The organism is Rossellomorea sp. LJF3 (genome assembly GCF_037046045.1).
GTDB lineage: Bacteria > Bacillota > Bacilli > Bacillales > Bacillaceae_B > Rossellomorea.
Window position 1 is genome coordinate 19,555 of record NZ_JBANLY010000013.1, and the last position, 19,805, is coordinate 39,359.

Annotated in this window: 23 protein-coding genes; 4 read left to right on the forward strand and 19 right to left on the reverse strand. The window is 42.9% G+C overall.

The features are described 5' to 3' along the window. Nucleotides 1–17 precede the first annotated feature (17 nt). The 5 genes from ablB to V8G47_RS13240 form a co-directional block, all read right to left on the reverse strand. Nucleotides 18–851 (reverse strand): putative beta-lysine N-acetyltransferase, encoded by an 834-nt coding sequence (ablB, locus tag V8G47_RS13220; protein ID WP_336200526.1) that lies wholly within the window; start codon nucleotides 849–851, stop codon nucleotides 18–20. 235 nt (nucleotides 852–1,086) lie between these two features. Further along, nucleotides 1,087–2,352 (reverse strand): peptidase, encoded by a 1,266-nt coding sequence (locus V8G47_RS13225; protein ID WP_336200527.1) that lies wholly within the window; start codon nucleotides 2,350–2,352, stop codon nucleotides 1,087–1,089. Nucleotides 2,353–2,366: 14 nt separating this feature from the next. Further along, nucleotides 2,367–3,029 carry a 3-oxoacid CoA-transferase subunit B gene (locus V8G47_RS13230; RefSeq protein ID WP_336200528.1) on the reverse strand — a complete coding sequence of 221 codons (663 nt, stop codon included), beginning with the start codon at nucleotides 3,027–3,029 and terminating at the stop codon, nucleotides 2,367–2,369. Then, nucleotides 3,008–3,685 (reverse strand): CoA transferase subunit A, encoded by a 678-nt coding sequence (locus V8G47_RS13235; protein ID WP_336200529.1) that lies wholly within the window; start codon nucleotides 3,683–3,685, stop codon nucleotides 3,008–3,010. Before V8G47_RS13235 ends, V8G47_RS13230 begins: the two co-directional genes overlap by 22 nt. 21 nt (nucleotides 3,686–3,706) lie before the next feature. Continuing rightward, a complete protein-coding gene (locus V8G47_RS13240; protein ID WP_336200604.1) occupies nucleotides 3,707–5,014 on the reverse strand; it encodes an aspartate aminotransferase family protein in 1,308 nt (435 codons plus the stop codon). Between the two features lie 327 nt (nucleotides 5,015–5,341). Between V8G47_RS13240 and V8G47_RS13245 the strand changes: the two genes are divergently transcribed. Then, nucleotides 5,342–7,132 (forward strand): methyl-accepting chemotaxis protein, encoded by a 1,791-nt coding sequence (locus tag V8G47_RS13245; RefSeq protein WP_336200530.1) that lies wholly within the window; start codon nucleotides 5,342–5,344, stop codon nucleotides 7,130–7,132. 66 nt (nucleotides 7,133–7,198) lie between these two features. On the opposite strand, the gene V8G47_RS13250 is transcribed toward V8G47_RS13245, so the two are convergent. From V8G47_RS13250 to rsgA, 5 genes are all read right to left on the reverse strand, one after another. Then, the gene (locus tag V8G47_RS13250; RefSeq protein ID WP_079531961.1) at nucleotides 7,199–7,345 is read right to left on the reverse strand and encodes a YjcZ family sporulation protein; all 147 of its coding nucleotides are present in this window, start codon (nucleotides 7,343–7,345) and stop codon (nucleotides 7,199–7,201) included. Between the two features lie 244 nt (nucleotides 7,346–7,589). Beyond that, nucleotides 7,590–8,090 carry a PTS sugar transporter subunit IIA gene (locus V8G47_RS13255; protein ID WP_336200605.1) on the reverse strand — a complete coding sequence of 167 codons (501 nt, stop codon included), beginning with the start codon at nucleotides 8,088–8,090 and terminating at the stop codon, nucleotides 7,590–7,592. A gap of 109 nt (nucleotides 8,091–8,199) precedes the next feature. Beyond that, nucleotides 8,200–8,622 (reverse strand): peptide-methionine (R)-S-oxide reductase MsrB, encoded by a 423-nt coding sequence (gene msrB / locus V8G47_RS13260; RefSeq protein ID WP_336200531.1) that lies wholly within the window; start codon nucleotides 8,620–8,622, stop codon nucleotides 8,200–8,202. After that, the gene (gene msrA / locus V8G47_RS13265) at nucleotides 8,615–9,160 is read right to left on the reverse strand and encodes a peptide-methionine (S)-S-oxide reductase MsrA (protein WP_336200532.1); all 546 of its coding nucleotides are present in this window, start codon (nucleotides 9,158–9,160) and stop codon (nucleotides 8,615–8,617) included. The genes msrB and msrA overlap by 8 nt, the downstream gene beginning before the upstream one ends. A gap of 149 nt (nucleotides 9,161–9,309) precedes the next feature. Further along, complete coding sequence (rsgA, locus tag V8G47_RS13270; protein WP_336200533.1) at nucleotides 9,310–10,335, reverse strand: ribosome small subunit-dependent GTPase A; 1,026 nt, start codon at nucleotides 10,333–10,335, stop codon at nucleotides 9,310–9,312. Between the two features lie 327 nt (nucleotides 10,336–10,662). Here rsgA and V8G47_RS13275 point away from each other — a divergent pair, with 327 nt between their 5' ends. Beyond that, nucleotides 10,663–11,403: a DUF4397 domain-containing protein gene (locus V8G47_RS13275; protein WP_336200534.1), complete on the forward strand. Its 741-nt coding sequence runs from the start codon at nucleotides 10,663–10,665 to the stop codon at nucleotides 11,401–11,403. Nucleotides 11,404–11,466: 63 nt separating this feature from the next. On the opposite strand, the gene V8G47_RS13280 is transcribed toward V8G47_RS13275, so the two are convergent. From V8G47_RS13280 to V8G47_RS13290, 3 genes are all read right to left on the reverse strand, one after another. After that, nucleotides 11,467–12,054: a YpmS family protein gene (locus V8G47_RS13280; protein WP_336200535.1), complete on the reverse strand. Its 588-nt coding sequence runs from the start codon at nucleotides 12,052–12,054 to the stop codon at nucleotides 11,467–11,469. Continuing rightward, complete coding sequence (locus V8G47_RS13285; protein ID WP_336200536.1) at nucleotides 12,051–12,881, reverse strand: SGNH/GDSL hydrolase family protein; 831 nt, start codon at nucleotides 12,879–12,881, stop codon at nucleotides 12,051–12,053. Before V8G47_RS13285 ends, V8G47_RS13280 begins: the two co-directional genes overlap by 4 nt. A 78-nt stretch (nucleotides 12,882–12,959) precedes the next feature. Beyond that, nucleotides 12,960–13,949, reverse strand: a complete 990-nt coding sequence (locus tag V8G47_RS13290) for a nucleoside hydrolase (RefSeq protein ID WP_336200537.1) — start codon at nucleotides 13,947–13,949, stop codon at nucleotides 12,960–12,962. A 216-nt stretch (nucleotides 13,950–14,165) separates the two neighbouring features. Between V8G47_RS13290 and V8G47_RS13295 the strand changes: the two genes are divergently transcribed. Continuing rightward, nucleotides 14,166–14,651, forward strand: coding sequence for a PCYCGC motif-containing (lipo)protein (locus tag V8G47_RS13295; protein ID WP_336200538.1), 486 nt, complete (start codon nucleotides 14,166–14,168; stop codon nucleotides 14,649–14,651). 80 nt (nucleotides 14,652–14,731) lie between these two features. On the opposite strand, the gene V8G47_RS13300 is transcribed toward V8G47_RS13295, so the two are convergent. The 3 genes from V8G47_RS13300 to V8G47_RS13310 all read right to left on the reverse strand — a co-directional run bounded on the left by V8G47_RS13300 (nucleotide 14,732) and on the right by V8G47_RS13310 (nucleotide 16,780). Beyond that, nucleotides 14,732–15,574: a DegV family protein gene (locus V8G47_RS13300; RefSeq protein WP_336200539.1), complete on the reverse strand. Its 843-nt coding sequence runs from the start codon at nucleotides 15,572–15,574 to the stop codon at nucleotides 14,732–14,734. Between the two features lie 201 nt (nucleotides 15,575–15,775). Then, nucleotides 15,776–16,027, reverse strand: coding sequence for a DUF2535 family protein (locus V8G47_RS13305; protein ID WP_098440095.1), 252 nt, complete (start codon nucleotides 16,025–16,027; stop codon nucleotides 15,776–15,778). 93 nt (nucleotides 16,028–16,120) lie between these two features. Beyond that, nucleotides 16,121–16,780 (reverse strand): SOS response-associated peptidase, encoded by a 660-nt coding sequence (locus V8G47_RS13310; protein WP_336200540.1) that lies wholly within the window; start codon nucleotides 16,778–16,780, stop codon nucleotides 16,121–16,123. Nucleotides 16,781–16,910: 130 nt separating this feature from the next. On the opposite strand from V8G47_RS13310, the gene trhA reads away from it, so the two are divergent. Further along, entirely contained in the window at nucleotides 16,911–17,606 is a 696-nt protein-coding gene (gene trhA, locus V8G47_RS13315) for a PAQR family membrane homeostasis protein TrhA (RefSeq protein WP_336200541.1), read from the forward strand. A 176-nt stretch (nucleotides 17,607–17,782) separates the two neighbouring features. On the opposite strand, the gene V8G47_RS13320 is transcribed toward trhA, so the two are convergent. Genes V8G47_RS13320 through V8G47_RS13330 form a run of 3 tightly spaced genes read right to left on the reverse strand, consistent with a single transcriptional unit; the run spans nucleotide 17,783 to nucleotide 19,771 of the window. Next, nucleotides 17,783–18,268 carry a dihydrofolate reductase gene (locus tag V8G47_RS13320; protein WP_336200542.1) on the reverse strand — a complete coding sequence of 162 codons (486 nt, stop codon included), beginning with the start codon at nucleotides 18,266–18,268 and terminating at the stop codon, nucleotides 17,783–17,785. Beyond that, complete coding sequence (locus V8G47_RS13325) at nucleotides 18,265–19,059, reverse strand: thymidylate synthase (RefSeq protein WP_336200543.1); 795 nt, start codon at nucleotides 19,057–19,059, stop codon at nucleotides 18,265–18,267. Before V8G47_RS13325 ends, V8G47_RS13320 begins: the two co-directional genes overlap by 4 nt. A 22-nt stretch (nucleotides 19,060–19,081) precedes the next feature. After that, entirely contained in the window at nucleotides 19,082–19,771 is a 690-nt protein-coding gene (locus V8G47_RS13330; protein ID WP_336200544.1) for an anthrax toxin lethal factor-related metalloendopeptidase, read from the reverse strand. Between the last annotated feature and the right edge of the window lie 34 nt (nucleotides 19,772–19,805).

A 19,805-nucleotide genomic window follows, 5' to 3' on the forward strand; every position in this document is an offset into this window, starting at 1 on the left:
GGCCAGGATGATTTCTTCTACCTTTCACTTAAATCCTTTTCCCAAATGTTCATATCTTCCATTTTGTCAAAGATGATGCAGTTATTCGCAAGTCTCCCACCATACTTGTACCCAAGCTGATGGAATGCAGCATTCATCCCAAATGAAAGTGCCCTAGCAATCGTATAAGCGCAAAAAATGTTCTGTTTCACCAATTCATCTTCCAATTTCGTCAGCAGATGCTTCATATACCCGCCTTTACGATGAGAAGATCTCGTAGCACAATCCGTTAGTTCAGCATTCTTGTTGGATGAAGATATTTCAGCAGAAGCTGCACTGACAATCCTTCCATCCTCCTCGATGTATACAAAGATTGTCCCATTTTTCATGGATTCTCTTATATAATCGGGATCTTGTAATGGTACAGGATATAGCGTGAACACTTCTTGATAGAGATCTGCTAATTTCTCTGCATCCCCCCCGGTGGCTACAGATATCAATCCTGACCCTTCCATGGTTTTACTATCAAGCTGTTGAACCGCTTGAAGAATGTCATCCTCTTTTCTCCAAAAAGAACTATTCCTTCGATCATCGGTCAGAAATTTACTCATAAAGAAAGCACTGTCTCCCTTAAAGTAACCGTTTACTCCCCCCTCCACAATAAATCCCTTTTCTACCAGGTGGGCAACCTGATTTGACCTTGCCTTCACAATGATCTTTTCGAACCGATGGGTCTCAGCCATATTGACCATGAACTCCAATAGCCTTCCTGCATTCCCTCTGAATTCATCCACCCTGAGCCTACGATTATAATCATCTTTATAAATGGTCGCTTCCACTTTCGGTTGTTGTATATATTCATATTTTTGCATTCTTTTAAGCCCCTTTTTAACAAACATATGAAGGCATGAGATAAGTTATGAAACAAACCACCATAAAAAGGGAACAACCTCATACTTGAATCAAGTGAGTTGTTCCTGTCTAAGGGTGATGAAAGGTTGGATGTGCGACTTCGTTCTTATATCGAGGAATGTCCGGGTCATGACCAATCCTCACCAAACGGATGAGTATAGCACCTTATTACCTTCTACCCCATTAGGATAAAAATCATGAGGGCTTATTACACCAATCGACCATAAAGAGAGAAAAAATTTCAGCCGATTGGTAAATCCTCTCTAATTCAATGTATTCATTTGCATCATGGGCCACTTCAGTTGTTCCCGGTCCAAAAATCACCACTGGCATATTGCCCCCTTGAGACAAAATCCCCCCATCCGTTCCCCACGGTGAGGCTTCAATGATCGGATCAGACACCATTACCTGTTTAGCATGCATCGACAGGGTGTTTACTAATTCATGGTCACTTGGAAGGTTGCCCGGCTGCCAGCGCCCGCCAAACCATTCCACCTCAACAGGGTGTTCATCAAACCATGTATCGATTGATTTCAGCTTGGAAATTCCGGTTATGAATTCCTGTTCGACTTCTTGAAGTGTCTCCCAAGGTCCGACACCTATCCTGCCTTCAATGATAGCCGTATCCGGAACGGAAGATGGCCATTTCCCACTTTCGATTCTTCCGATATTAACCGGTAAAGGGATGGGAATATTACGATATAATGGATCATTCACCCTCTCGTTACGTACATTCTCCAATTGCTGAAGAACTTGAATGACCTTGTATGCTTTCTCTATTGCATTTACCCCTTCATACCTGGTTCCCCCATGTGCAGATTTCCCTTTTACCTTTAGGCGAAACCACATGGATCCTTGCTGTTTAGGAAAGATCTTCATATTGGTCGGCTCAGGAATGATGACAGCATCCGCCTTATAGCCTCTTATTAATGTAGCTAAGGTACCCGTCCCCCCGCTTTCCTCTTCTATGACACTTTGAAAAATCACATCTCCCTTTAAAGGAATATTCAACTCCTTTATCACTTCAATGGCGAGCAGCAAAGCAACCGAACCGCCTTTCATATCCGTTGCTCCCCGCCCGTAAAGCCTCCCGTCCTTGATGAGTCCGCTATAGGGATCGTGACACCAATCTTTTCTATCCCCTTCAGGTACAACATCTATATGACCATTTAAAAGAAGGCTCTTCCCCCCGCCTGTGCCTTTTAAAACCCCTACCACATTGGGATTACCTTTAAAATTTTTCCGGTCACACTTGTAAAAAGGATGATGGTTTATATCGGTCTCTTTTATTTCCCAAATGTCCAGCTCCAAACCAAGTTTTCTGCACTTTTCTATAATGATCGCCTGCGCCTTTGATTCGTTTCCCCTGACACTATCTTCCTGCACCAGTCTTTGCAGAAGCTTGATCGTACTTTTCTTTTTTTCTTCTATCTTTTCTTTAATGAGGCGATGAGTGTCCATTTGAATTCCTCCCCCTACCCTATAAACTTGATATCAGGGCTTAAGATGTAACGGGCTTCCGTCGTCTCCTCTATATCCTTCAATGTGTAAGGATTGAATATCTCACGCAGGATTAATTGATCATCTTCAAGTGAGAATACAGCACGGTCAGTGATGATCATAGAAACACAGCGCCTCGCCGTCAATGGAAGGGTACATTCCCTCACGATCTTGCTGCCACCGTTCTTGTCTAAGTGTGTCATGAGTACAATAACTTTCTTTGCTTTGGAGGCAAGTTCGGTTGCTCCTCCCATCCCCGGTACCTTTTTGCCCGGGATGATCCAATTGGCAAGATCCCCACTTTCACTGACCTGCAGGGAGCCAAGTATCGTTAGATCGATTTTGCCCCGGCGGATCATGGCGAATGCGATGGAGCTGTCTGTATAACATCCCCCCTCCATCAACGAAACCGGGAATCCCCCGGCATTGCACAAATTTTCATCTTCATGGCCTTCCACTGGTGCAGGACCGATGCCGATGATTCCATTTTCAGATTGAAATATGACCGGAAATCCTTGAGGAAGGTGATTTGGAACGAGGGAGGGAATCCCGATCCCCAGATTCACAATCATATTTTCTTTCACCTCAAGCGCTGCACGCTTTGCCATCTTTTCCTTCAATTCGTTTCCCAGGCCCATTTCCAATCGACTCCTTTAGACAAGACGATATGATCCACAAACACTCCTGAAGTGACTACTTCCTCAGGATCCAGCTCTCCGTAAGCAACCACTTCCTCCGTCTCGACAATCGTAATATCCGAGGCCATTGCGATAAGGGGATTCGTATTCCTTGCGCTCTTGTCATAGACAAGGTTCCCGAATGTATCGGCTTTCTTCGCATAGACAATCCCCACTTCAGCAACCAGTGCCGTCTCGAATACAAAACGATCACCCTCTACCTCAACGAAAGTCTTTCCCTTATTCAAGTAGGGGTCATCTACTCCTATGTCGCTTATGATCCCTTTTAATCCCACTCCCCCTGCCCTGATTCTTTCAGCTAAAATACCTTGCGGGGAGAATTCAACTTCGAGCTTCCCTTCACTCATTAACCTTCCTGCAATCGGATTAGAGCCTATGTGTGAAGCAATCACTTTCCTCACTCGATTCTTTGCAACCAATTGACCGATGCCGATGTGGGGGAACCCTGTGTCATTTCCGATGATGGTAAGATCCTTCACACCCCACTCCAGAAGATGGTTTATCATGGTAGGCGGGGAGCCAACCCCTCCAAACCCTCCAAACATCATCGTCATTTCGTCATGAAAATAGTGGCGGATTCCCTCATAGTGGCTCATCTTATTGTGATGTGCGGACATCTAATTCACCTTCCAATTATCTGCTGCCATTTGAAAAGTTCTTCTCAACCTTTTAACCATCTCCTCAAGCTCTCTTTTCGTACTGTTCAATGGCGGTGCCACCATGATGGCAGAGCCCTTCCTGCCATCAATACCGGCTGAAGCAGGGTACAACAATATTCCGTTATCCACTCCATTCTGCACGATGAAAGACGTAAACCCCGCACCCCACTCATTAAATTCAATCCCCCACATAAGGCCCCTTCCCCTTATGTCCTGAATAAAGGGAAATTCAGTCCTGCATTTTTCCAGAAGATTCTTTAAATAGATCCCTTTCTGATCGACTCCTTCAATGATCCTTTCTGAATCTATCAGCTTAAGAACGGCCAATGCCGCCGTCGCAGACATGGGGTTCCCACTAAAGGTATGGCCGCTCATGACCACTTTACTTCCATGTACAATTGGTTCCATGATCTTTTCTGAAATGAGGGTGGCAGCGATCGGGGCATATCCTGCACTCAGTCCTTTTCCGACAGCGACGATATCTGCCTTCACTCCCCATTGTTCCAAAGCTAAGAAGGTTCCCGTCCTACCGCATCCGGTCATCACCTCGTCGGAAATGAATAATATATCATGGGCTTCACAGATTTCCTTAATCCGCTCATAATATCCCTTTGGAGGGGTGATCGCCCCCCCTGCCGCTCCGATGATCGGTTCTGCCATAAAAGCAGCTATATTATCAGCGCCTATCCTGCTTATCATGGTATCCAGTTGGGACGCACATGCCAACCCGCATGAAGGGTAAGTCTTGCCAAATGGACAGTGCGCACAATAAGGCGGTTCAATGGTTGGCCAGTCCCCTAAAAATGAATCAAACCGTTCCCTTCTTGATGGATGCCCTGAAGCAGATAAAGCCCCAAAAGTGATTCCGTGATAACTGAGCCACCGTGATAATATTTTCCTCTTCATCGGCTTACCTTTCTCCTGCCAATGTTGAATGGCGATCTTGATGGCTGTTTCCACTGCCTCTGATCCACTATTTACAAAGAAGGTCCAGGGATAACCTGTTTTATCATTCAAAAAGGAGGCTAACTCCTCTGCCGGCTGATTGCTGAACTGAGACCTGTACACAAACGCCACTTTGTTTCCTTGATTCACGATTGATTGAAGGATTTCTTCCATACCATGTCCCAAATTTGCCGTCACCGCTCCAGAACAGGCATCTACATATTCATGGCCATCGGTGTCATACAAGAAAACACCCTTTCCATAATCGATCGTTGGATATCGCTCCCCAATCAACGGTTTTATTAAATGCGAATGAGGCATTGTTCCCCCTCCTGAAAGAATCAGATTCGTACTCTCTTTCGATTCGCTCATCTGGATGCTCTTCAAGATTTCCCATACATTATTCATATGTGTGAAAAGCCGAATCTTTCATTTTTTATTAAAAAATCATCTTATCTTTGGATTTCCCATGTAATCAGGCAACGTTCGAAAGAGAGTTTCTTTTACTATGATTGAAATATACTAAAATTCTCAAAAATTCGACAAAATTTCTGCGAATTGACTAGATATATTAGGTCGATATGTATAAAATAATGGTAAGTTCATCCTTAGATGCTACTTTTTGCTTATCTTCAGGAGGGGGAAACGGTGAAAAAAACAAGAGAAAAATGGCTAAAATCGCCAAAAAGAAAGAAAATGAAAAAAGAAAGACCGAAAAGCAGCTTAGGTATCTTCTCTTATTTTCGTACCATTAGAGGAAAAGTCGTCCTGTCATTCGGGCTTTTGACCATTGTCCTGTTGGTCCTTGCGTCTACTTCTTACATCAATATGATGAAGCTCAAGAAAGAGATCGACACGTTGATCACATATGATATGAAAGTCGATACCAAATTAAAGGATCTTTCAAAAGTATTAAACGATATCGAAATCGGGGAGCAAGGCTTCGTGATTACAGGTGCAACAGGTTTTCTTGCACCCTATCAAAATGGAAAAAGAGAAGTGGAAGTGCAAATCAAAGATTTAAATTCACTCTTGAAAGATGATCCTGAACAGCTTGAGAAGATGGAGAAAATCGAAGCACAGTACGGTTTCTGGATGCAATTTGTCGATCGGGTGATCGAGACCAGGAAAGATAAAGGTCTCGAAAAGGCTGCGAACCTCGTCGAAACCGGAGTAGGTAAAAAATATCTGGACGGGATCCGTTCATATGTAGATATGATCGTCGTCGACCAGCAAAAAGATCTGGATGCACGGATCGACTCCCTGACGCGACAAGTCCAGCTGTCACAATTCGTCACCATCGGCTTATCGGCATTCGCCGTTCTTTTAGCGGTATTCTTTGGAATCATTTTATCTCATACGATTAAAACCAATACAAAGAAAATCAGTACATCGATTTTGGAGATTGCCAATGCAGGTGGAGATTTAACGAAACGAATCCATGTGAAATCAAAAGATGAGCTGGCTGACCTGGCTTCGGATACGAATCAGCTTATCGCCGGGATCGCCATCCTTGTAAAACAGGTTTCTGAGATGGCAGAAAACGTATCTGCAAGCAGCCAGGAGCTTCTCGCATCTGCAGAGGAAACATCACGCACGATAACGTCCATTGCGGAAACGTCAAGTGAAATTGCTGCAGGAAGCGACCAGACGACACATCGCATGTCCTCTTCACTAGAGAAAATGAACAGCCTGGAGGAAGCTGCCCGCTTCTTGTTCAACCAGGCAGAACTTGTCAGACAAACCGCTCGTGATATGAGAGTCGTTGCTGAAAAAGGCGGAAAAACCGTCCATGCCTCTTCAACTAAAATGATGAGCATTGAAGAAACCATGTCCAATACGAGTGAAACCGTTGAAGCCCTGGGACAGCGTTCAACACAAATCACCACTATTATCGGCACCATCACTGACATTGCCGAACAAACCAACCTTCTCGCACTGAATGCTGCCATCGAAGCAGCCAGGGCAGGGGAACACGGCAGGGGATTTGCAGTCGTGGCAGAAGAAGTCAGAAAGCTTGCTGAACAATCCCGACAGGCTGCCAAGGGTGTTACGGAGATCGTCCACAGCATTCAGGAAGAAGTCAATATCATCATCAAGCAAAACTCCGACGGGGTGAAGGAAGTCATTGCAGGTGTAGAAATCACCAATGAAACCAATGCATCTCTTGAAGATATCCTGAGTCAAACGACGAAAACAACGGTAGTCGTGGATGAAATGGTGGACCATATTCAGGAAACACTGAATCTCAGTCAAGAGGTGGCCACTTCATTTGCCCATGTAAATGAAATTGCCGAATCCACCGCATCTAACACCGAGACCACTGCCGCTGCATCAGAGGAAGGATCTGCTGCCATGGAACAAGTCACGGCAAGTGCATCAGAACTTTCCCAGCAAGCTGAAAAACTGAAAGAGTTAATTTCAAGCTTCAAAATATAATCCAAAAAGAGCTGTCTAGCGACAGCTCTTTTTTTCATCATTATTTTCAAATATCCCTTATACGGATTAATGTCCGCAGTAACAAACGGCTCCAATAATAATCAACAGTATGAATAACACAACGATTAACGCAAAACCACTACCGCCACAACCGGCAACTGGATAAGCATATCCACCTTGATAACATGGATCACAGCCATAACCATAGTTCATACCTATCACTCCTCAAAAAATTATTTATTTACCTTATACTCTATGTCATTCACCTAGAATGTGTTTGTGCATTCGCCCATTTAATTTGAAGGGACTTCTTTACGCATATTTTTATGAAGAGCATTAGTGGTCGGTTTGCAGGATCAAACAGGGTAAATTATTCACCGTAAAAACTTTTCCCTAAAATTAAACTTCTCTCCAAATAAAAAAAGACCGGCCTCTTCGCCGGTCTTTCCTCTCCCTATTATTTCGTAGAGATTTCCAATACTTCTTCCTGTCCTGCTGTCACACTTGTCACGTCTTTTTTCACAAGATCTCCCATGTCATCACCGTTTGTGATGATAATAGGAGTGATGGTGCTTTTCGCTTTTGCTTTTACAAGCTCAAGGTCATACGTTATCAGTGGATCACCGATACTCACTTTTGATCCTTCTGAGATATGAGCCTCAAACCCTTCACCGTTCATGGAGACGGTTTCAAGTCCAATATGGATCAGGATTTCAGCGCCGTTTTTCGCTTTGATTCCAACTGCGTGTTTTGTCGGGAAAAGCTGCATGACTTCACCGTCTACAGGTGAAACGACTTTTCCTATGGTCGGATCGATGGCGATTCCGTCCCCCATCATTTTTTGTGAAAATACAGGGTCCGGTACCTCTTCAAGTGACTTCACGGTACCTGTTAAAGGTGCTACAGCATTAACCGTTTTAGGTGCTTCTTCTTTTTTGCCAAAAAGCTTTTTAAGCATCATCATTCACCTTCCTCTTCATATTTTTATATACACATATGTAACTTAAAGTAAACATGGAAAGTCTATTTTATCACATATGTGAATGTTTTCACAACAATTCATTATGTTAGAATAATTTCTTGTAAATTCCGTAGCCTTCCTCTTCCAATTTCCCGACGGGGACAAACCTGAGTGCTGCCGAATTGATACAATACCGGAGTTTTGTCGGGCCGGGTCCATCATTGAACACGTGACCCAGATGAGAATCTGCTTCTTTACTTCTAACTTCCGTCCGGACCATGAAGTGGCTTCTATCCTCTTTTTCTAAAACCTCTTCTTCATCGATCGGTTTAGTGAAGCTTGGCCATCCGCAGCCGGCATCATATTTGTCCTTTGAGCTGAATAGAGGTTTTCCCGAGACGACATCTACATAGATGCCCTCTTCGAACGTATTCCAATACTCATTTCTAAACGGCGGCTCCGTCCCATTGTTCTGGGTGACATCATATTGCTCGGGTGTCAGCTTTTTCATTAAATCATCTTTACTCATTCTTATCCCCCCAATGATTTTCAATAAATGCAACTCTTCCAGATCCCCTGCTGTATCGTTGATAATGACCCGGGTTCTTTTTGTAATAGTCCTGATGGTATTCCTCTGCCGGATAAAATTCCTTGGCAGGTAAAATCTCGGTGGCGATGGGCTTGGAAAAGATCCCTGACTGTCCGAGCTTTTCCTTCGATTCCTCGGCAAGCCTTTTCTGCTCTTCATCATGGTAAAAAATGACCGTCTTATACGATTGGCCCCTGTCAAAAAACTGACCGCCTGGATCCGTCGGGTCGATTTGCTGCCAGTACAGTTCCAATAACTTCTCGTAAGGAAAAACAGATGGGTCATATTCGATTTGAACGGCCTCATAATGACCTGTCGTTTCTGAACATACTTCTTTATAAGATGGGTTTGGAACGTGTCCCCCTGTGTATCCGGATGTCACACTGCCGATTCCGGGCTGTTCATCAAATGGTTTTACCATGCACCAGAAACATCCTCCGGCAAACGTGGCTTTTTGATACATTTCAGTTTCTGACATGCTCGTCATCCTTTCCATAACATTTTCCTTCACTATTCCCTTTGTATGCGATTTTAACGCATTCCAGTTAAAAAGGGAAAGCAATTAGCTTGAGTCGAGCCTCTTCATGACTAAAAAAAGAGTGCCCAAGGGGTCACTCTTTTCGTCCTTTATTTAAGCTTTCTCTGCTTCCCAATACTTTTCCACTTCTTTCGTTCCAAAGATTCTAACCGCTTATTTCCCCGTCTTTCCATATAAGCGATTTCCCTTTGCAGCTTCTGATAGTGTTCGAGCCTCTCCTCTGAAAGGCTTCCTTCTTCAATGGCCATGCGAATCCCGCAGCCTGGTTCATCTTCATGCTGGCAGTCATTGAATCGGCAGAGAAGGGCCAATTCCTCAATGTCATGATATTGTGTGGACAATCCTTCCTGCCCCTGCCACAATTGGATTTCTCTCATCCCCGGTGTATCAATGATCGCAGCACCATTTTCTAACAGGAACAGTTCCCGATGAGTCGTGGTATGGCGGCCCTTGTCATCGGATTCCCTTATTTCCTTTGTCTTCTGGACATCATACCCTACAAGCAGATTGGTCAGTGTGGATTTTCCCACTCCTGAAGAACCAACGAGGGCGACGGTTTGCCCCTTATCTAAATAAGGCATCAGGTTCTCTATCCCTTCCCGGCTGACGGCGCTTATGGTAACGACTTTCACCCCAAGCAAAGTATTCTCCACTTCTTTTTTCTTTTCTTCTATATCGGAACATGTATCCGATTTTGTCAGGACGATGACAGGATTTGCACCGCTTTCCCAGCATAGAAGTAAATAGCGCTCCATCCGCTTGCTATTGAGATCATCATTTAATGAAGATAGGATGAAGACTGTATTGATATTCGCGGCAATGATTTGCTCTTCTGCTTCATTTCCTGCTTTTTTCCTCGAGAATTTACTAGTCCGAGGCAGTACCTTTTCAATGACCGCCCCTTCCTTGCTTAGAAGTACCCAGTCACCTACGGCGGGTAGGTCTTCGCGCTGAACGGTATCAAACCTGAGTTTCCCTGAAATCTTACTTAACACTTCCCCTGTTCTTGTCATGACCATAAAGGCACCCCTCTGTTCGGTCACAACCCTTCCCAATATAAATCCTTCTTCTGTCAGGTGGTTCATCATTTCAAAAACTGTTTCTTTAGTATTCAACTTGTTTCCTCCCAAAATAAAAAATCCGTTGCGTGGTTCGACACGTCAACGGATTTTTCACGATAGAAGAAATGAAAAAAATCAAAGAATCCCGTTTAAAGTGAGTTGACGTGCAGAACCGATATAATACGTATTTACATTAGCCTTTTGCTCAATTAATGATAGGTTCATATGACATCACCCACTTTCTCAATTAATACTTTTATTATCCAATATTTTCATCCTGATTGCAAGCTATATTTCTGATTTTTATAAAAATAGGTGTTTTCACCATTTTGTCTCCCCGGCATATTCTATTGTGTTAATACTGTTAAGGGAGAGATACGGATGAGCCAACATGATTATTTGACGAAAGCTGCGATGTATGACTTGTTATCCGGTTATTATAAATATTCCGATCCGTCCATGCACGTTCATTACTACCAGAAACATCTTAAATATATGAGGCTTGCCCTGCAGGCGCAGCGGGCTGACATGACCATCTCTGCTCAGCCTTCGTACGTCCGTGTGTTACATGCCGTACCTGATGCACCGAATGTCGATGTATATGTAAACGGAAATCGTGTATTACGGGATGTAGCCTTCAAGGATGTTAGTGATTATTTAACTTTGCCAGCCGGAAAATATCATATTGATGTATACCCTGCAGGTACAAGTGTGACAACAGTCATTAGTAAAAAAGTAAAAATCGATCCAGGAAAGATTTACACTTTTGCAGCTGTCGGAACACTTAATAAAATGCAATTACTTCCTTATCTGGATGACCCAACAGTTCCAGTTGGGGAAACAAAGGTAAAGTTCATTCACCTTTCCCCTGATGCCCCTGCAGTCGATATAGCTGTAAAAGGCGGGGATGTCATATTCCCGGATATATCCTTTAAACAAGCGACCGATTATCTTGGGTTGACTCCAATGACCGTCAATCTCGAGGCAAGGGTCGCCGGAAGTAAAAACAGTGTACTGAACGTTCCGAATGTAAAGCTGAGCCCGAATCAGGCCTATACGATCGTTGCCGTTGGATTAGCCAATGGAACACCGGAATTGGAAGCTCTACTGTTGAAAGGGTAAAGTCACAGCATAAAATGGTTTACCATACAAAAAAGGTGACTCCAGCAGGAAGCCACCTTTTTCTTATTGTGCACGGTCGACAGGGACGAGAAGTCTGAATGAAATATTATCTTCTTTCAAATCAAATTCGTTTGCACGTACTTTCACATCACTCTTCAGTTTCATGTCTTGCAAAGAGACATAAATCAATTCATCATTGGGTTGGATCTTTACCCAGTCCGGGAAATTATAAGAATCCCTGATCACTTTCAATACATAGTTGACCGGAAGATTCAGTGAACCTACTGAAATGGATTTTTGTTTTAACAGAATATCCCCATTATCCAACGCCTTCGGTTCAAAATTCAATTTAAAGTCCAGATCTGAAGTAAAGACAGGGACGGATCCCAGTAGTTCAACATCATCCTTGAGCTGAACATCGTAATCCACCGGCCCTTTCATCCCTTCTTCTTCAATATAATGTTCAATGATAAGATTTAAATCCTTCTTGTTGGTCTCTACATTAAATCCTACTTGTTTATCTGTATTTTTGTTGTTGTCAGGCAGTGCATCATCCTTTACAGGCATAAAGATCATGGACACGATGATGACGAATCCCAGTATGATCATACCTAAAAGGACAAAGAACCCCACCTTCCATTTGTTCTTCATGACGGCTGCTCCTCTTCCTCAACAGAATCTTTTCTATCTGTCAATGTAGCTAATGTTTCCCCTTTTGCCAGATCCGTAAACATTCGGTCTGCGATCAGTTTATACCCTTCATCATTCGGATGAAAGTAGTCTTCATACAACAAAGTATCCCCTGCATCGATAAATAAGTCCTCGATTTTCACGAATAACGTCTTATCATAACCCGCCAGTACCTGTATGCTAGCTTCATTCCAATTATGAATCACCTGATTGACTTCATCAATATCCGAGAACCAAGTATTAAAAGGATTATACAGACCGACCAGGACAATGCCTGCATCGGGGTTATAACTTCTGATCGTTTCAATGATCTCTTTTAACCGGAGTTGATATTGTCGTTTCTCCTCCTGGAATACCTCTAACTTCAAGTGTGATAAATTTTCACGAAAAATTTTCATAACATCGTTTCCACCGATGGTGATCATAACTAAATCAGATTCTTTAATGGAAGATTTCACATCTTCCTTCTTCAGTCTTTTCAGTAATTGATCGGTACGGTTTCCCCTGACTCCGTAGTTATGAAATTGGGCATCCTTTACACCATCCAATGTTTCGAGGCTCTTTTCCAGATAAGGAACATACCCACCGTTTTTCGTACTGTCACCGACACCTTGAGTCAATGAATCTCCTATTGAAACCACCTTCAAGTTTTTCGGTATAAAAGTTTCATTGGGACTTTCTTTATCCCAGTTGGATACTTCCCTTGTAATGTGATCTGCAGCATCTTCTAACGAACACCCTGCCAGGAAAAAAACAAAAGCGAGCATGAGAATGGACATCTTTTTCATATGTGTCACCTCGCTTACTCTTTTCATTATTATATCACGGTTCTTTACCTGTAAAACATTAATACACTCATCAATTGGTCATCGCCATTCTTGACGGCTCGGTCCTGATTGTAAAGTGGCAAAAACCTCCTTTATAAATTGTCCGTAATGGAATTGTTTTGCAATGTTATGGATTCGCCAAGGTTCCTTATCCGTTGACTTCCTGAAATCCCCGATACTTTGACCAAATGTACAGCCCGTATTGACGGCAACCCGTATCGGGACTTCCTCGAATACCATCTTCCCACCATCGGCCAGGGCCCACATGGCCACTAGATCATGAAGGGGACTTCCAGTAATACCTGGATAGGTCTTCTTATAAAACCTGTAATAATAATCAACCATTGGTTTTATGATCTGGCCAACCTTATCATTTGATTTCAGATAAAATTCGTGAAGTTGATCAATCATGAGGGGGGTTATGAGTGCATACATTGTAACATCCAATGGAATGAGGTGAATTTTCTTCGGGGCAAGCTGAATCAGGATATTCGCAGCATAAGGATCTCCATAGAAATTGGCTTCTGCAATCGGGGTCACATTACCCGGAACATTGAAAGCCCCACCCATCACATAAAATTCTTTCACTTTCTTCATCGTTTCCGGGTACAAAATAAAGGCAGTGGCCAATGAGGTCAATCGCCCTGCAGAGTAAATATAGAGTTCTCCTGCGTATTGATTGATGAGTTCCTTGATTTCATAGAAATTTTCACTTATGTCAGAAGGGTCGAATGCCATTTCATCCGGAACGATCGGCCCGAGTCCCGCCACGCCATGAACTTCCGGATAGAAATTCGGCCGGGTACCCGTCAAGGCAGATACTGCACCACCGATAACCGGGATATCGGTTATCCCCGTAATGCTTTGCAGGTATTTTACATTTTTCAATGCGGATTCTCTGGAAACATTCCCATAGTCCGAAACGATCCCAACGACTTCAATCGTATCGCTATAGTAAGCATACAGTACCGCGACGATATCATCGATTCCAAAATCTGAAATCACCAATACTTTTTTTTTATCAGACAAGCACATACACTTCCCTTCACCAAACATCCTCTAATAAGGAGGAAATGCTGTCGTTCCCGATTCAATTTGAGCCTTTCTTGCCTATTATATTTCTATGATATGTTGATTGTAGTTATGAGGTGGCAAGAATATTCATAAAATCAACCATAACATGGACGAACCCGATATGGTTACCATGATACAATACGTATATATCTAAAATGAAAGGTGATTGGAATGAAGAAAAATATCTTTTTATATTTCACGTTTTTGATTGCTTTATTAGGATTACTTGCCGGTTGTTCAAGTGATAAGAATGAAGATACTCATAAAGACCATACTGCTGCTAACGGGGACATCAGGGAAGAAACCGCTTCTGTCGACACCCTCCCCTCTTTTCTTGATGATAAGGATGACAATATGAAACTCATCTATTCCTCGGCAGCTAAAAACCCTGAGCTTCTAAAATATATTCCTTGTTACTGCGGATGCGGTGATTCGGCCGGGCACGAAAGCAATCTGAATTGCTTTGTTTATAAAACGGAGGGTGACAAAGTGGTGTGGGACGACCACGGTACCAGATGTGAGCTTTGCTTGAAAATCGCAGCTGAATCCATCGTAAAGTATAAGAATGGTGATTCCATCAAACAAATCAGAACATTTATAGATGAACAGTATAAAGAAGGATACGCAAAGCCCACCCCTACTCCGATGCCTTCATGATAACAGGCAGCAGGATTTCCTGCTGTCTTTTTCATACAGAAAAAAAGACGAAAGGATCGATTCCCATTCGTCTTTTTTCATTAGTCAGTGTAATACATGAAACCGATGGCCCCGATACCTGTATGAGTACTGATGATAGGTGTTGTCGGAGCGATCTCGATTTGATCGTAACCCGTTTTTTCTATGATCTTGGCTTTCAGGTTTTGAGCGAGATTCATTCCATCCGCATGGACGAGTCCAACTCCCCGTACGGTCTTTCCTTTCACATCTTCCACAAATTGTGCCGTTAAATACTTCACTACTTGTGAGTGACTTCGAACCTTTGCAACCGGAGTATACTCTGCTCCTTCCAGTGATGCAATCGGCTTGATATTGAGCAGGGAACCGATCATGGCGCGCCCTTTCCCGATTCTCCCACCCTTTACAAGGTTTTCAAGGGTATCCACCACGACAAACAACTTGGTGTTGGAGCGGATCTCTTCGATGGCTGCAAGGATTTCATCCATAGACTTTCCTTCTTGAGCAAGTTTGGCGGCTTCAATCACCTGAAAGGCCAACCCTTTTGAAATGAAACGGGAATCTACTACCGTCACATCCGCTGAAGACATTTCCGCAGCAGACTCTGCCGATCGAACGGTCCCACTCATATTACCGGTCATATGTATGGATAAAACGCGTGATCCATCGTTACCTAATTCATCATACAGTTCAACAAATGACCCTGCAGGCGGTTGAGAACTTTTTGGTAATTCTTTCGAAGCCTTCATTTTTTCTAAGAAGCTTAAAGGTGAAAGATCTACTCTATCTAAGTATGTTTCTCCATCAATTGAAATGGACAGAGGAACCACATGAATATCCAATTCTTTTACGACTTCATCAGATAAATCAACTGTCGAATCTGTTACAATCTTAATTTTGGTCAATTTTGCCACATCCTATCTCCCATATCATTAGTATTATATCGTTAATCGCTGAGGATTTAAATAGATAGTAAGCATTTACCTCCTCATAGGCCATGGATGGATGTATAAATGCCGGGATAAGGCCCTACCAGAACGGAAGTCATAGAAAAAGGTCTGATCCAAGGGCATCTCTATGCCTTTAGGATCAGAACCCCGTCAAACTTATGCATTATTCTTTAACTCTTCTGATTGATAAATTTCTTCGTACTCTGACCATTTCGTCGTTCTCTTTAAATGTTCTCTAAAGCTGAAGATGGTCTTAGGCCCATTATGATTCATCACTTTAGTGATAAATTGATGCAGCCTGAGATTTACCCTTAGGTAGAGAGGGCTGTCTTTCTTCAATACAGGAACTTCTGAGATTTTGACCTTCCGTCCATACTTTGATTTGAACTCGATGGTTTTGGTAAGCAAAGTATCAATCCTCTTTTTCACCCGTTTATGCCTATATTATACCCTATTTACGCCCGCATAAAATGTCAAACCGTGCAAAAGTATGAAAATTTTTTATCCTTCTGATACCGGAACAATGCATTCCGATGAATCATGTTTAGGAGAGTTCACGTAGGTGGACACCCGGTACCCCTTCATCATTTCACGTGGGAGTGGCTTTAAGACGGATGCCGCCTGATCAAAGGAGTATTCATCGGTGTTGAGCCATTTCTCAATATCTTCACTGTTTGTGAGCATCACAGGCATTCTTTCATGTACATCTTCAACCAGTGAATTGGCTTCGGTTGTCAGAATGGTCGATGTGGTGACCTCCCCATTCCTGTCCCATAACCCGGCAAATACAAATGGCTTTTCTTCTTTCAATTGGAACCTTACTGGAATCCTCCCTGATCCCTCCTTCTTCCATTCATAAAAACCATCGGCAAAGATCACCATCCTTCTTGAATGCACAAGTGATTTAAAACTGGGTTTAACGAGGAGCGTTTCACTACGGGCATTGATCAATGGTTTCCACTTAGAGGCGTCAGCCCAATGGGGAACAAGCCCCCATGTGATTTCACCTGCCCTCCTCTTCCCCTTATGAGAAATAAGGGAAAGGACGTTCTGAGATGGAGCGATATTGTATCTCGGCTGCCAGTCTTCAAGAAATTCATCTATCAAATAGTGTTTTACCAATTCTTCCAAGGGGGTCGTCAAAGAAAATCTACCGCACATATTTGGCACCTCATCATCGTATCTTTACTTAGGAATATACATCATTCCGCACTCGAATCCAACCATAATACTTTACTCCTTTACTATGTTGATGATTGCACAATAGCACAAAGAGGATTATCATGAATATATGAGATTCGTTAAGCGATCAATCAAATCAGACGATCGTAGAAAGGATGAAACCACCTTGACATATGATTTCGATTTTTCCAATTGGAAGGAAGAAGTTGCGAACGCCATCACCCATGGCATCGGCTTGATTCTCAGCATTCCGGCATTAGTGATGTTAATCATTTTTGCCGTTCACGAAGGATCTGCCTGGCATATTGTCAGCTTCTCGATATTCGGAGCTTCGATGATTCTTCTTTACTTATTTTCGACACTCTTGCACAGCTTTAAGCCTTCAAAGGTGAAAAATCTATTTGCGATATTGGATCATTCGGCCATTTATGTGCTGATCGCAGGAACGTATACGCCATTTATGCTTGTCAGTGTGAGAGGCGCATTAGGATGGACTTTATTTGGAATCGTATGGGGTCTTGCCATAGTGGGGATCGTGTTCAAGTGTTATTTTGTTCAGCGCTACCAAGTGGTCTCCACCCTCTTCTATCTTGTGATGGGCTGGCTCGTGATCATTGCGATTAAACCACTTTATGCCAGTTTGACAGGGGCTGGATTCGGACTTCTCTTAACAGGAGGGATCATGTACTCCGTCGGTGCCATCTTCTACGTGTGGAACAAGCTTCCTTATAATCACGCCATCTGGCACCTGTTCGTCCTTGCCGGCAGCGGTTTTATGTATTTCTGTATCTTATTCTATGTGTAAATTCATCATTCCAATGGATAAAAAGGTCCAGCGTATGGCTGGACCTTTTTTATTATGATGCGATTCTCAACTCGTCCAAGGCAGCCTTTCCCAATCTTTTATACAGAATCCGAATCGTCCGGAGAATAAAAAAAAGGGAAGCCCATTATGATCTGAGCTTCACACGGGTCGTTCATTTATTTTCTTTCATAGATCATGAATTCATAGTCGTAAGGATTCTTCTCGTCCCTGACACCCTTTTCCGATGAGATACAGGTGAATTCTTCCCATGGGATGGCAGGCATGGTTGTATCCCCTTCAAATTCATGATGGATCTGTGTGACATATAGTCTCTCTACATAAGGGACGAACTGTTTATATATTTCCCTTCCCCCCATAATAAAGATTTCTCCGCCTTTTTCTTTAGCCCATTTCATAATTTCCTCAACAGAATGCATGACAAGACAGCCTTCTTGTTGAAATGCTGTATCTCTGGTCAAAATCACATTTTCACGATTAGGCAGCGGCTTACCAATGGAATCGAATGTCTTCCTCCCCATTACGATAACATGTCCGTTCGTCGTCTTCTTGAAGAATTTCAGATCCTCTGGCAGTCTCCAAGGCAGTCCATTGTCTTTCCCGATCAGCTGATTCTGATCCATCGCCCATATAAACGAAATCATACACTCACGACTCCTTTGATATGCGGATGGGGATCGTATCCTTCCAGTTTGAAGTCTTCAAAGCTGAAATTGAATATGTCTTTGACTTCAGGATTGATTACAAGCTTCGGCAACGCTTTAGGCTCTCTTGAAAGCTGTAAGTTCACTTGATCTACATGATTCTGGTAGATATGCACATCACCGAAAGTATGGACGAATTCACCTGCTTCCAGATCACAAGCCTGTGCCACCATCATCGTTAAAAGAGCATATGAAGCAATATTAAACGGAACGCCAAGGAATACATCGGCAGATCGTTGATATAACTGACAGGATAATTTACCATCTGCCACGTAGAATTGGAACAGGCAGTGACAAGGAGGCAAAGCCATGTGATCCACATCAGCGACATTCCATGCGCTGACGATCATCCTTCTAGAGTCAGGATTATGTTTGATCGTTTCGATGAGGTTAGTGATCTGATCGATCGTTTCACCGTCTGCACCAGTCCATGATCTCCACTGATGCCCATATACAGGTCCCAATTCACCATTTTCATCAGCCCATTCGTTCCAGATACGGACTCCATTTTCCTGAAGATAGGCTACGTTGGTATCCCCTTTTAAGAACCACAGCAGTTCATGGATGATGGATTTGACATGCAACTTCTTCGTTGTAAGAAGAGGGAATCCTTCCTGCAAATCAAAACGCATCTGATAACCGAACGTACTGATCGTACCCGTTCCCGTCCGATCCTCTTTCTTTGTCCCATTTTCCAGTACATGTTTGCACAAGTCTAAATACTGCTTCACAGTGACCACACCTTTTACTAGTTTATAGTTCTTTAAAAAAACGATATGTTGCGGGTGCCTTTTCTTTCAGTAGATTCCTAGTTTCGGGATTCAAATAATACATAGCAAATGTTTCAGCAAAATATTCTTCTTTGTATTGAAGGAAATACTCTTCACCCGGGAAAACCCGGGGTGCTTCCCTTTTCCAGAGGGGTAAGAATTTCAGCTCATAATACAGATCCGTTAAGACGTACCGATCAATGCTATGGGCGAACTCGTGAAGTTCCAGATTATATGAGTTGTGCCCTTTTCCTTTCCCGCTGTGACCGATTTTCACTAATACAAGCTTGGAACCACCTATTCCAGGGACATCATCCCACGTAATACTTTTATTAGTGTACCCTCTCGGGGTGACTCCTTTCAAGTGACTTGTCGTAGAAAAATCGGTTAATTTGTTTTGGAATAAACGAATTTTGATATCCTGAGATTCGGCGGACTCCAATAGCGATGTCGGAATATGGTCCAGTCTTTTGATCATAGCACCTGCCTCTTCTTGATCAAACGTTGATTCTGGTAAGAGGATCATATTTTCCAGCTGCTTACTGGATTGAAGGTTTACATGCGTTTTAAGAGTTGAGTGTTTTAAGAGGGTGCCATCGTAAGTAGCATTTGTATGGGTCCAGAGAATGACAAGAGTGATTGTAATCAGAAGGATGATGAAGGTACGTTTCACTCTGATCCCTCCTTTGTCTTATGATGCGCCGATG